13 protein-coding genes and 2 pseudogenes are annotated in these 12,616 nt (G+C 69.2%); 11 read left to right on the forward strand and 4 right to left on the reverse strand.

What is annotated here, in order from left to right:
• The 3 genes from QH196_RS14080 to QH196_RS14090 all read left to right on the forward strand — a co-directional run.
• The coding region (locus tag QH196_RS14080) for an HAD-IC family P-type ATPase (protein ID WP_280416233.1) at positions 1–1,141 on the forward strand (1,141 nt) is incomplete at its 5' end.
• A 181-nt stretch (positions 1,142–1,322) separates the two neighbouring features.
• The gene (locus tag QH196_RS14085) at positions 1,323–1,937 is read left to right on the forward strand and encodes a GNAT family N-acetyltransferase (protein WP_280416242.1); all 615 of its coding nucleotides are present in this window, start codon (positions 1,323–1,325) and stop codon (positions 1,935–1,937) included.
• 139 nt (positions 1,938–2,076) lie between these two features.
• Positions 2,077–2,895 carry a PhzF family phenazine biosynthesis protein gene (locus QH196_RS14090; RefSeq protein WP_280416234.1) on the forward strand — a complete coding sequence of 273 codons (819 nt, stop codon included), beginning with the start codon at positions 2,077–2,079 and terminating at the stop codon, positions 2,893–2,895.
• A 1-nt stretch (position 2,896) separates the two neighbouring features.
• Here the strand turns inward: QH196_RS14090 and QH196_RS14095 are convergent, their stop codons facing one another.
• Genes QH196_RS14095 through lspA form a run of 3 tightly spaced genes read right to left on the reverse strand, consistent with a single transcriptional unit; the run spans position 2,897 to position 5,280 of the window.
• Positions 2,897–3,607, reverse strand: a complete 711-nt coding sequence (locus QH196_RS14095) for a hypothetical protein (RefSeq protein WP_280416235.1) — start codon at positions 3,605–3,607, stop codon at positions 2,897–2,899.
• Positions 3,608–3,613: 6 nt separating this feature from the next.
• A complete protein-coding gene (locus QH196_RS14100) occupies positions 3,614–4,540 on the reverse strand; it encodes an RluA family pseudouridine synthase (RefSeq protein WP_280416236.1) in 927 nt (308 codons plus the stop codon).
• Positions 4,537–5,280 (reverse strand): signal peptidase II, encoded by a 744-nt coding sequence (gene lspA / locus QH196_RS14105; protein ID WP_432279491.1) that lies wholly within the window; start codon positions 5,278–5,280, stop codon positions 4,537–4,539. The genes QH196_RS14100 and lspA overlap by 4 nt, the downstream gene beginning before the upstream one ends.
• Positions 5,281–5,467: 187 nt before the next feature.
• Between lspA and QH196_RS14110 the strand changes: the two genes are divergently transcribed.
• From QH196_RS14110 to QH196_RS14140, 7 genes are all read left to right on the forward strand, one after another.
• Entirely contained in the window at positions 5,468–6,361 is an 894-nt protein-coding gene (locus QH196_RS14110; RefSeq protein ID WP_280416244.1) for a hypothetical protein, read from the forward strand.
• A 94-nt stretch (positions 6,362–6,455) separates the two neighbouring features.
• Complete coding sequence (locus tag QH196_RS14115) at positions 6,456–6,917, forward strand: VOC family protein (RefSeq protein ID WP_033245118.1); 462 nt, start codon at positions 6,456–6,458, stop codon at positions 6,915–6,917.
• A 99-nt stretch (positions 6,918–7,016) separates the two neighbouring features.
• A complete protein-coding gene (locus tag QH196_RS14120; protein ID WP_280416237.1) occupies positions 7,017–7,757 on the forward strand; it encodes a LytR/AlgR family response regulator transcription factor in 741 nt (246 codons plus the stop codon).
• The gene (locus QH196_RS14125; RefSeq protein ID WP_280416238.1) at positions 7,754–8,122 is read left to right on the forward strand and encodes a hypothetical protein; all 369 of its coding nucleotides are present in this window, start codon (positions 7,754–7,756) and stop codon (positions 8,120–8,122) included. Before QH196_RS14120 ends, QH196_RS14125 begins: the two co-directional genes overlap by 4 nt.
• A gap of 66 nt (positions 8,123–8,188) precedes the next feature.
• Entirely contained in the window at positions 8,189–9,940 is a 1,752-nt protein-coding gene (locus QH196_RS14130; protein ID WP_280416239.1) for a cation acetate symporter, read from the forward strand.
• 248 nt (positions 9,941–10,188) lie between these two features.
• The gene (locus QH196_RS14135; protein WP_280416240.1) at positions 10,189–10,542 is read left to right on the forward strand and encodes a DUF485 domain-containing protein; all 354 of its coding nucleotides are present in this window, start codon (positions 10,189–10,191) and stop codon (positions 10,540–10,542) included.
• Entirely contained in the window at positions 10,539–12,167 is a 1,629-nt protein-coding gene (locus QH196_RS14140) for a solute symporter family protein (protein WP_280416241.1), read from the forward strand. Before QH196_RS14135 ends, QH196_RS14140 begins: the two co-directional genes overlap by 4 nt.
• A gap of 63 nt (positions 12,168–12,230) precedes the next feature.
• Here QH196_RS14140 and QH196_RS32540 read toward each other — a convergent pair.
• Positions 12,231–12,365: pseudogene (locus QH196_RS32540) on the reverse strand (pyridine nucleotide-disulfide oxidoreductase); the annotation flags it as partial.
• On the opposite strand from QH196_RS32540, the pseudogene QH196_RS14145 reads away from it, so the two are divergent.
• A pseudogene (locus QH196_RS14145) lies at positions 12,346–12,501 on the forward strand (zinc finger domain-containing protein); the annotation flags it as partial. The pseudogenes QH196_RS32540 and QH196_RS14145 sit on opposite strands and share 20 nt — an antisense overlap.
• Positions 12,502–12,616 lie beyond the last annotated feature (115 nt).

Below are 12,616 nucleotides of genomic sequence, written 5' to 3' on the forward strand. Positions count from 1 at the left end.
CGATGCGCCCGGCACGATCACGCCCGTGGCGCTGGTGGTGCTGGAGCAGAAGGTCCGGCCCGATGCCCGCGACACCCTGGACTATTTCGCGAGTCAGGACGTGTCCATCAAGGTCATCTCGGGTGACAACGCCGTCTCGGTCGGTGCCGTCGCCTCCTCGCTCGACCTGCCCGGTGGTGACCACGCCGTCGACGCCCGCACCCTGCCCGAGGACCGGGACGAACTGGCCGGGGTACTGGCACAGCAGAGCACCTTCGGCCGGGTGCGGCCCGACCAGAAACGCGCCATGGTCGGCGCGCTGCAGTCGCGCGGGCATACCGTGGCGATGACCGGTGACGGGGTCAACGATGTGCTGGCGCTGAAGGACGCCGATATCGGTGTCGCCATGGGCGCGGGCAGTCCCGCGACCCGCGCGGTCGCGCAGATCGTCCTGCTGGACAACAAATTCGCGACCCTCCCGTACGTGGTGGGTGAGGGCCGGCGGGTCATCGGCAATATCGAACGCGTCTCGAATCTGTTCCTCACCAAAACCGTGTACTCGGTCCTGCTGGCCTTCCTGGTGGGCGCGGCGGGGGTGGGCTCGCAGATCTTCGGCTACGACCCGATCGGCTACCCGTTCCTGCCCCGGCATGTGACGATCGCGGCCTGGTTCACCATCGGTATCCCCGCCTTCATCCTGTCGCTGGCCCCGAACAACGAACGCGCCCGATCCGGTTTCGTCGGTCGGGTGATGCGATTGGCGATCCCGTCGGGTGTGGTGATCGGTACGGCGACCTTCGTCGCCTATCTCATCGCCTACGCGGGGCCCGAGGCCAGCGACGAACAGAAGATGCAGGCCGGTACCACCGCGCTCATCACATTGATCATGATCGCGGTCTGGGTACTGGCGATCGTTGCCCGGCCGTACAACTGGTGGAAGATCGTGCTGCTGGTCGTCTCCGTGGTCGCGTACCTGGTGCTGTTCACGGTGCCGTTCACCCGGGAGTTCTTCGCACTCGACCCGTCGAACATCGCCCTCACCACCGCCGCTTTCGTCTGCGGTGCCGTCGGTATCGTCCTGGTGGAAGTTGCCTGGTGGGTGAGCGCGACACTTCGCGGGGAATCGCACAAACTGATCCCCGCGGCCCCGGGCGAATCCTGAATCGTCGCCGGTGGATAACGCACCGCATACCTCGTGTGCGGCGGAGGCGGAACTTGTCACCGTGCCGGGTTACTGTCACGGTCTCCGCGCGCCGTGGTCGCTACCGCTGCGGGCCGAGCCGGGACTGTCCGGCTGCGGGGCAGCCAACTCTTCGTCGAGAGATAGGACACTACAGATGTCTATGGAGCCCGACGTCCGGCCGGCGCGCCGCGACGAGATCGCCGCGCTGGCGCGCACGCTGGCCGCCGCCTTCCAGGACGATCCGGTGATGGAGTGGATGCTGCCCCGCCCGCAGCAGCGGGCGCAGGGCCTGGTGCGACTGTTCGGCGCTCAGACCCGGCATCAGCATTTCGCCTCCGGCGGTGTGGATATCGCCGTGGATTCGGCGGGAGCGATCGCCGGTGCCGCACTGTGGGATCCGCCCGGCCGGTGGAAAACCTCGCCGCTGACCGAGCTGCGGATGCTTCCGCAGATGGTGCGGGCGTTCGGCAGCCGGATGCGGGCCGGGAAACAGCTGGTGGACCTCATGACCGCCGCGCACCCGGACGAACCGCACTGGTATCTCGCGACCATCGGCACGGACCCGGCGCAACGTGGCGGCGGGTACGGGCGCGCCCTGATGAACAGGCGGCTCGAGCAATGCGATCGCGACGGTATACCGGCCTACCTGGAATCGAGTAAAGAGGTGAATATCGGCTACTACGAACGGTTCGGGTTCGAGGTGACCGGCACGATCACCGTCCCCGGCGGGCCGGATCTGTGGCCGATGTGGCGCGCGCCGCGAACAGGTGCCTGAGCAGCCGTACTTCGCCGGGTTGCTCGCGACACCCCGCCCCGACCGGCGAACCGTCGCCTGAGCGGGGCGGGAGCAGCCTCCGTAGAGGCCCAGATGGCTTGTGCAGGGCGCTTATTCACGGCTGGAGTACCTTCATGGCATGGAGGTTCTGCTGCACCAGATCGACGCGTTCGCCGACGCACCGTTCTCCGGGAATCCGGCCGCGGTCATGCCGTTACCGGATTGGTTACCCGACAGCGTGCTGCAACAGCTGGCCGAGGAGAACAACCTCGCCGAGACCGCGTTCTACACCTCGCGCCTGCCTCCGGAAGCGGGACCGCCGCCCGGCGACGGGCCCGCCTACCACCTGCGCTGGTTCACCCCGGCCGTGGAAGTGACGATGTGCGGGCATGCGACGCTGGCGAGTGCCGCGCAGATCCTCACCGATATCGCGCCCGGGGAGGACCGGGTCAGTTTCTTCACCCACAGTGGCTGGCTGCGAGTGGACCGCACGGATGACGATGTCTACATCCTGGATCTGCCGGTGGTCGCGTCCACGCCGGCCGAACCCGATCCGGCGCTGCCGGCCGCGCTCGGGGTGGAACCGGTGCAAGCGTTCACGGGCACCGATGTGGTGCTCGTGGTGGAATCCGAGCGGCACGTCCGGGATCTGGCGCCGGCGCTGAGCGCGTTCCCGCCGCTGGCCCGCGGTGTGATCGTGACCGCACGCGGCGACGAGGTGGACTTCGTCTCGCGGTTCTTCGCACCGGGTGCCGGTGTCCCGGAAGACCCGGTGACCGGTTCGGCACATGCGCAGCTCGCGCCGCTGTGGGGCGCCGAACTCGGGCGGCAGCGCATGGTCGCCCGGCAGCTGTCCCGGCGGGGCGGCACGCTGGGGGTCGAACTGGCCGGTGACCGGGTGCTGTTGAGCGGCCGGTGCCGCCGGTATCTCGACGGTGTGGTGAGCCTGGATTTCTGAATCAGCCGGCCGGGACGAGGCCGTCGTCGGGCCGCGGGGCGACCGGGTCCGCGCTGTCGGGGAGCAATGGTGCCACCGCGAACCGTTCGGCGACGGCATCCGCCGGGAGCGCCTGGACCGCCCGGACTCCGGGCCGGCCCGCCAGTTCGCGCAGCCGCGACAGCGGCGCCCGCACGACCAGTCCGGGTGCGCAGGCACAGCCGGCGCGTAGCCGGGCGATGGATACATCCAGGACCTGGGCGCCCCGGGTGCCCTCGGCGGTATAACGGCGGCGGTCGGCCAGCTGCCAGGCCGCGTCCGTACCGGACCGTTCCAGCGCTGCCGCATTCTCGGGAACCTGTACCGCCACCAACGGGGTCGCCACCCGGGGGAGCGGCACCTGATACAGCGCCTGGCTCACTCGCACACCACCCGACAGGCCGGGGAGCGCGGCGGCGGGCCGGTAGTCGGCGAACGACACCAGCGCCCAGCGGTCACCGTCGTCGGGGCCGGACAGCGAATCACGGGCCCGGTCGAGGTATTCCGCGATCGCTTCCCCGGTGTCAGGGCCGAGCCGGTCGGTGGAGACCGCGTCCGGGACGGGCGGGGTCGTGATACCGAGCGCCACGACGATCGCCGCGCTGACCGCGGCCGCGGCACCGAAGCCCAGGGCCCGTAACCGGCCGCGGTCGCGTACGGGCTGCGGTTGCGCGGGGTCCTGGTCGGTGGGCACGGCGGATCAGGCCTCGCGCAAGGTCCGCAAGGCGCCCGCGAGGTCGTCGGGATAGTCGCTGGTGATCTCCAGGTAGCGGCCGTCGGCCGGATGCTGGAAGCCCAGTGCGCGGGCGTGCAGCCATTGCCGTTGCAACCCGAGCCGTTCGGCCAGCCGCGGGTCCGCACCGTAGGTGAGGTCTCCGCAGCAGGGGTGCCGGATCGCCGAGAAATGCACCCTGATCTGGTGGGTGCGGCCTGTTTCCAGATGGATATCGAGCAGGCTGGCGGCCTGGAACGCCTCCACCGTGTCGTAGTGGGTGACGCTGGGCCGGCCGTCGGAGGTCACCGCGAATTTCCACTCGCCACCGCGGGCGCGGCCGATGGGTGCGTCGATGGTGCCGCTGCTGGGATCGGGGTGACCCTGCACCAGTGCGTGATAGCGCTTGTCCACGGTGCGCTGTTTGAAGGCGCGTTTGAGCGCGGTGTAGGCGTGCTCGGACTGTGCGACCACCATGACCCCCGAGGTGCCGACATCGAGCCGGTGCACGATGCCCTGCCGTTCGTGGGCGCCGGAGGTGGAGATCCGGTACCCGGCCGCGGCCAGGCCGCCCACCACGGTGGGCCCGGTCCAGCCGACGCCGGCGTGGGCCGCGACGCCGACCGGTTTGTCGACGGCGACGATATCGTCGTCGGCGTAGAGGATTTTCATCCCCTCCACGGGCTCGGCCTCGATGGTCAGCTCGCGGCGGGGTTCGGGGAACACCACTTCCAGCCACGCACCGGCGATGAGCCGATCGGATTTTCCGGCGGCCACACCGTCGAGCTGTACCGACCCTTCCTCGGCGAGGGCGGCCACCGCCGTACGGGACAGGCCCAGTAACCGCGCCAGTCCGGCGTCCACCCGCATGCCGTCGAGCCCGTCGGGGACGGGCATGGTCCGTGTCTCCCTCATGCGGCAGTGTCCTCGCCGGTACGGGCGGCCGGGGCGGCGGACGCCTCGGGTTCCGGGTCGCGGGTGGATTCGTCACGATCGGGTGCCGGGGATGCGCCGGTTCCGCTGCCGGGGTCGTCGTCCGGGCCGGGCCGGGTGGGGGTGGGCGGTGTCGCCCCGGCGGCGGTGGCGTCCTCGGCGGGGGTGTTGCGCTTGTAGCGGGTGCCGTCGGGCTCGAAACCGAACACAGTCAGCACCACCAGCAGGATGGCGCCGCAGACGATCGAGGAATCGGCCACGTTGAACACCGGGAAGGAGCCGACCGAGAAGAAGTCGACCACATGCCCCTGCATCGGGCCCGGCGCCCGGAACAACCGGTCCACCAGGTTGCCGAACGCGCCGCCCAGCACCCCGCCGAGGCCGATCGCCCACAGCGGCGAACGCAGGGTGCGGCCGATCCGCAGGACACCGATCACGACCGCCGCCGCGATGAGGGTGAGCAGCCAGGTCATCCCGGTGGCCATCGAGAACGCGGCGCCCGGGTTACGGACCAGAACGAGCTGGACGAAATCCCCGATCAGCGAGATCCGTTCACCGGGCTGGATCTGCTGGACGACCACGATCTTCGTGATGAGATCCAGCGTGAACAGGGTCACCGCGATCGTCAGCAGCAGCGGCAGCCGCTGGCGGGGCTGATATCCGTCCCCACTCGGGCGGTCGGGGTCCTGCTCGCGCGTACGGTCCTCAGTCACGCCGACCATCATCTCTCGAGGCAGCCGGGCCCGGCACGTGGGCACCCGCACGCGTACATCCTGCGGACCCCGCCGTGTGCCCCGGACAGGTTGCCGCGAATGTCCCAGCCCTTCCTCAGGAACGCCTCGTAGGCTGTCGGGCGTGACGGTGTTGTGTTCGCTACCTTCGGTCCGCCAGGCGCGGTCCAGAGTGCTGATGCTGGTTCTCGCGCTGGGACTGACCACTTTCGGGGCCGGTTGCAGCGATACGGGGGACTCGGCGACCGAGGCGGACGGTACCGAACCCCTGGGTATCGGTAACGAGGTCACGGTGCCGATCGCCGCGGCGCAGGTGAACGTGGTCGATCCCGGTAGCGAGCCCCGAACGCTACTGCGCCCCTCCTATTACGACGGCACGATCCAAGCGGTGACCCTGCGCACCGATCACCACATCCAGCAGCAGATCGACGCCCAGCAGGTCCGCGATTTCTCCAGTCCCGCGCTCACCATCCCGATGACAGCCACCGCGGACTCCGACGGGGTGGAACTGACCCTCGGCGAGGTCACCACCCCCGATCCGGCGCTGTCGGAGGCGCTCACCGCGGCCGGTGGTTCCCATGCCGGGCTGGAGATGAGCGAACTCGGCGGTATCACCGCGCTCCGGCTGGCGCCCTCCCCGGAAACGTCGAATTCGGCACGCGTCGCGCTGGAACAGGCTTTTTACCAGGCGGTCTACCGGTCCATCACCTTCCCGGACGAACCGGTCGGGGTGGGCGCGGTATGGCAGGTACGGCAGACGGTCGGCGGCGGGGTCGACCTGGACCAGGTCACCACGGCCACGCTCGTGGATCGGGACGGGGGCCGGTTGTCCATCCGGCTCGATGTCACCCAGACGCCGCAATCGAGTACCTGGGATCTGCCGAACGCGGCCGGGACCCTCGATATCGAGGACTACGCGATGCAGGGCAGCGGCGAGATCACCGTCGACCTGGGGCTGCCGCTTCCGGTGGCCGGGTCGATCACCCTCGGCGGGCACCAGTCCTACCGCAACCCGCGCAACGCGACCGAGTTGCGGCAGGTCATCGAGACGAACGTGAGCTGGGGCGACTGATCCCGGCCGGGTTGTGTCGGACACCGGCGATCGGTGCCGCGGGGGCCTAAGCTCGCAGTATTCGACAATTCGATCCGAGACCGGAGGTCTTGTGATGTCTGATGTCTCCCCGATCCCCGAAGGTTATCCGACCATTTCGCCCGGTCTGGCGATCGCCGGCGCCGCCGACGCGGTCGAGTTCTACAAACGTGTCTTCGGCGCCACCGAGCGGATGCGTATCCCCGGGCCGGACGGCACGGTGATGCACTGCGAGCTGCTCATCGGCAACTCCGTGCTGATGCTCGGCGATCCGGCGCCCGATATGGCTTTCCGCGACCCGCATTCGATCGGCGGTACACCGGTCAACCTGTACGTGTACGTCGCGGATATGGATGCCGCCTACGCCGTCGCGCTGGCGGGTGGGGCCACCGAGATCAGCGCCCCGGAGACCCAGTTCTACGGCGACCGCACCGGTTCGTTCGTCGACCCGTGGGGACATCAGTGGACGGTCGCCACCCATGTGGAAGATATCGAGCCGGAGGAAATGCAGCGGCGGATGGACCAGCTCGGGTCCTGACCGCGGTGGCCGTTGCCGACCGGATAGCCGGACCCGCCCCCGCCGCCCGGTACCGATGATTACCATGATCGGGTCGATGTAGCAGGAAAGGTCGGGCGGATGCGGGTGCTGGCCGTGGACGACGAGCCGCCGGCGCTGGACGAGCTGCTGTATCTGCTCCGCGCCGAACCCGCGGTGACCGAACTCCACGGCGCCGCCGATGCCACCGGTGCGCTGCGGATACTGCGCGCGCACGGCGCCGATGTGGTGTTCCTCGATATCAATATGCCGGGCCTGGACGGTATGGAACTGGCGGGGGTGCTCGCCGAATTCGCCGATCCACCGGCTATCGTCTTCGTCACCGCCCACGAAGATCACGCGGTGGCCGCGTTCGATCTCGGCGCGGTGGACTACCTGCTCAAACCGGTGCGACAGGTTCGGCTCGGCGCGGCATTGCGGCGGGTCGCCGAGCGGCGCGCCCGCACCGGACCGGATCCGGCGCCGGCCGGGAACAACGAGGTGATCCCGGTGGAACTCGGTGGCGTGACCACGCTGGTGCACCGGTCACAGGTGAGCTGGGTGGAGGCCGAGGGCGACTATGCGCGCCTGCACACCGATACCGGTTCGCACCTGGTCCGGATCCCGCTGTCGGCATTGCAGGACCGCTGGCGGGACGGCTTCCTGCGCGTGCACCGGTCGTATCTGGTGGCGCTGGACCGGGTCACCGGCCTGCGCACGGTCGGGGCCGCGACCCGGGTCTGCCTGCGCGGCGCCGGACAGGTGGAGCTCCCGGTGAGCCGGCGGCAGGTCCGCGAACTCAAACAGCGGCTGGTACAGGGCCCGCATCCGGACCGGCGATGATCGGGCCGCCCCCCAAAGGCCCGCGTGAGCGGGTGGTACTCGCCGAACGCCGCGGCGCGCGGCGGGTCCGCACGCGGGTCGAGGTCGCCGAGCAGACCGAGATCGGGGCGGCGCTGATCGGCGGCCTGATCCGCGCGCAACTCGGGCTGGCATTGACCTGTGCGCTGGTGATGGCACTGCTTCTCGCGGCGCTACCGCTGCTGTTCCGGGTGACCGCGGTCGCCGAGACGGTGGTGCTCGGGATCCGGTTGCCGTGGCTGTTGCTGGGTGGGGCGGCGTATCCGCTGCTGTGGCTGACCGGCCGGATCTATGTGCGGCTCGCCGAACGCAACGAGCACGACTTCCTCGAACTCACGAGGGATTGACGAAGTGCCGGGGTCGACGACAGCCGGTACCGGATACTCCGGCTCCTGGTGTGTGGGGGAGCAGCGGTGAACTCGTCCGGGCTCACCGTCGCCGCGCTGCTGGCGGCGGCGGTCGCGACGGTGACCCTCGGCGTATACGGGGTTCGCTGGGCGCGCACCACCTCCGATTTCCTGGTGGCCTCGCGCAGCGTCGGACCCCGGTGGAATGCCGCCGCGGTATCGGGCGAGTACCTTTCGGCCGCGTCTTTTCTCGGTGTGGCGGGGTTGATCGCCAAGTACGGTGCCGACGCCCTGTGGTATCCGGTGGGGTTCACGGCGGGCTACCTGGCGTTACTGCTGTTCGTCGCCGCGCCGCTGCGGCGGTCCGGCGCCTACACCGTGCCGGATTTCGCCGAGTTCCGGCTGGGTTCGCCGCGGGCCCGCCGGTTCGCCGCCCTGGTGGTGGTGCTGGTGTGTGCGGTGTACGTGATCCCGCAATTCCAGGGCGCGGGTTTGACCCTGCGCATTCTGCTCGGGGTGCCGGGGTGGGTCGGGGCGGTGGCGGTCGCCGCGATCGTGGTGGCGAATGTGGTCGGCGGCGGGATGCGTTCGATAACCCTCGTCCAGGCCTTCCAGTACTGGCTGAAGCTGACCGCGGTGGCGCTACCCGCTCTCGTCCTGCTCGGGCATTTCTTCGGTAGCGGCGCGGAGGAACGCGAGATCGGCGCGGCGGCCCCGCCGACGGTCGTCGAACGCACCACCGTGGACGTGACGACGCCGGTACTGGTGCAGTTACCGGCACCGCAATGGGTTTCGGTGCACGGGGAACTCGACGATCGTCCGGTGGACGGTCCGGTGCTGCTCACCGCGGGCGCCCATGAATTGGCGCGCGATACCCGGCTCGTCCTCGAACCGGGATCGGCGGTGCCGGTGGTGGCGGGTGCGCCGGCCGACGGGGCGCACTGGTTACGGCCGGGTGGTGGTTTCGCCGGACCCCATCCGCAGTACCAGGTGTACTCGCTGATGATCGCGACCTTCCTGGGCACCATGGGTCTCCCGCACGTCCTGGTCCGCTTCTACACCAATCGTGACGGCCGGGCCGCGCGCGCGACCGCGCTGACGGTGATCGCGATGGTCGGAGTGTTCTACCTGTTCCCGGTCCTGCTCGGGGTGTTCGCCCGCCTCTACGTACCGCAGTTGCTGATCACCGGGACCTCCGATGCCGCGGTTCTGCTGCTGCCGTCCTCGGCGCTGGCCGGATTGCCGGGGCAGTTGCTGGCCGCTCTGGTTGCGGCTGGGGCGATGGCCGCATTCCTGTCGACCTCCTCGGGGCTGGTGGTCAGTATCGCGGGGGTGCTGAGCACGGATGTGCTGCGCGGGCGGATTCGCGATTTCCGGCTGGCGGCGCTGGCCGCGGGGGCGGTTCCGCTGGCGTTATCGCTGTCGGTGGTCTCCCTCGACCTGTCGCGCACCGTGGGGCTGGCCTTCTCACTCGCGGCATCCACCCTGTGCCCGCTGCTGGTACTGGGGATCTGGTGGCGTGGGCTCACCGCGGCAGGCGCGGTGGCGGGGCTGGTGGCCGGCGGTGTGGTAGCCGGCGGCGCGACGGTGGTCTCGGTATTCGGCGGTATCTCCCCGGAACTGGCCGGCGGGTGGCCGGCCGCGATATCCGGCTATCCCGCGGCGGTCGCGGTACCGCTGTCGTTCGGGACGATGGTGCTGGTCAGCCGGTTCACCGCGAAACCCGCGGAGCTGGGCCGGGTTTTCGTCCGGATGCACGCGCCGGAACGGCTCGGTATGGGCGCCGACCGTGAGCCGGGCACGCGCTCGGATCGCTGACACCGCCGCGGGTCGATCCGCAGTTCGGGCCCGACCGCTCATCGCGTCACAGCGACCATTCACCGCATAGTCGCCTACCTTCACCGAGTGACCGCCATCACATCTGTTGCCGCTGTGCCGGGCTCGCTAACTTCAGTTCAGGTAACACACATCACATTGCGAGGACCCGGCATGACCGAGTCAGGGCCCGAAGGCGGTAGCTTGCGTGACCACGTAGGGCCCCTCGGGCATGCAGAGAGAGATACAGCATGACCGATACGGATCTCGACGACAGCGGCGGGCAGCCCACGGCGCCCCCCGATTTCGTCGCAGTACAAGCCGGCCCGGAGTTCGCCGAACTCCGCAATCGGCTGCGCCGCTTCATTTTCCCCATGACCGCCCTGTTCCTGCTCTGGTATCTCGGCTATGTGCTGCTCGGCGCCTACGCACACGATTTCATGGGCACCAAGGTTTTCGGTGAGGTCAATATCGGGCTGCTGCTCGGCCTGGGACAGTTCGTCTCCACCTTCCTCATCACCGGGCTCTACGTCCGGTTCGCCAACCGGGAACTGGACCCGCGCGCGGCCGCGCTGCGCGCCGAACTGGAAGGAAGCGGGTCGTGACCACGCTGTACGCCGCCGAGGGTACGGTCGGTAACCCCGCGGCCAATATCGGCATCTTCGCCCTGTTCGTCGTCGTCACGATGGTCGTGGTGTTCTGGGCCGGCCGCAACACCTCCGGCGCCACCGACTATTTCACCGGCGGTCGCGGATTCACCGGCCCGCAGAACGGGGTCGCCATCGCCGGCGACTATCTGTCCGCCGCGAGCTTCCTGGGTATCGCCGGCGCCATCGCGGTCTACGGGTACGACGGATTCCTGTACTCGATCGGCTTCCTGGTGGCCTGGCTGGTGGCCCTGCTGCTGGTGGCCGAAATGCTGCGCAATACCGGCAAATTCACGATGGCCGATGTCCTGAGCTTCCGGTTGCAGCAGCGCCCCGTCCGTACCGCGGCCGCGATCACGACGCTGGCGGTATCGCTGTTCTATCTGCTCGCGCAGATGGCCGGGGCCGGCGGTCTGGTGGCGTTGCTGCTGGACGTATCGAGTGAGGCCGGGCAGGCCGTGGTGATCGCCGTGGTCGGTGTGCTGATGATCGTCTACGTGCTGGTCGGCGGGATGAAGGGCACCACCTGGGTGCAGATCATCAAGGCGGTCCTGCTGATCGCGGGTGCGGCCGTGATGACCGTGATGGTGCTGGCGAAATTCGGTTTCAACCCGTCCGACATCCTGGGCGGCGCCCAGAGTGCCATCGCCGGATCCACCGATCCGAAGGTCGCCGCGCGCGACGTACTGGCGCCCGGCGCCCAATACGGCGGCAGCGAGATGTCGAAACTCAACTTCCTGTCGCTGGGTCTTGCCCTGGTACTCGGTACCGCGGGCCTGCCGCATGTGCTGATGCGCTTCTACACGGTGCCGACCGCCAAAGAAGCACGCCGCTCGGTGGTCTGGGCGATCGGCCTGATCGGTGCCTTCTACCTGTTCACCCTCGTCCTGGGGTACGGCGCCGCGGCCCTGGTCGGCCCCGACCGCATCCTGTCCGCGGCCGGTGGGCAGAATTCGGCGGCCCCGCTGCTGGCCTTCGAACTGGGCGGGGTGATCCTGCTCGGAGTGATCTCCGCGGTGGCCTTCGCGACCATCCTCGCGGTGGTCGCCGGACTCACCATCACCGCCTCGGCCTCGTTCGCCCACGATATCTACGCCAACGTGATCCGCCGCGGCAAGGTGGACGAGAACGCCCAGGTGCGGGTCTCCCGGATCACCGCCGTGGTGATCGGCGTACTGGCCATCGCGCTGGGCATCCTGGCCAACGGGCAGAACATCGCGTTCCTGGTGGCGCTGGCCTTCGCGGTCGCCGCCTCGGCCAATCTGCCGACCATCCTGTACTCGCTGTTCTGGCGCCGCTTCAACACCCGGGGCGCACTGTTCAGCATGTACGGCGGGCTGATCTCCACGATCGTGCTCATCGTGTTCTCGCCGGCGGTATCCGGATCGGCGAGCGCCATGCTGCCGAGTATGGATTTCGACTGGTTCCCGCTGTCGAACCCGGGCATCGTCTCCATCCCGCTGGCCTTCCTGCTCGGTGTGGTGGGCACCTATCTCGGTGGTGACGAGGATCCGGCCAAGGCCGCGGAAATGGAGGTCAGGGCACTGACCGGCGTCGGCGCGGAGAAGGCCGTCGCGCACTGATCCCGGGACCCGGATGCCGTGCCGGCGGCATCCGGGCAGTCGATTTCCCGGTGTGGAGGCCGGGCCCGGTTGTGTGTGGGTGAACGGGGCCCGGCCTCGGGCGGTGCTGAGGGTGAGCGACGGCCAGCGGAACTGCCAGGCGCCGCCCGGGCCCGGGGCATGATCCACGATGAGGAAATCGCGTCCGGGAACCAGCCCGCGGGTGTGCCCGATCTGCAACGGCAGCGGTGTGGTGAGCCGGAACCAGGGTGCGTTCGGTTTCAGCGAACCATGCGACGAATGCCGCGGCACCGGGTCCATCATCGACGACCCGTGCGTGGACTGTTCGTCTAGTTCCGGGTAGGTCAGCTCCAGCTGTTGGGCGGGCGCGCCGGTCGGGTTGTAGCGGATCGATACCTCATCCGGGGCGGCTCCCACCGCCGCGGTCAGCAACTGGCCCAGCGGAGGGG

The organism is Nocardia carnea (genome assembly GCF_029868325.1).
Classification (GTDB): domain Bacteria; phylum Actinomycetota; class Actinomycetes; order Mycobacteriales; family Mycobacteriaceae; genus Nocardia; species Nocardia carnea_C.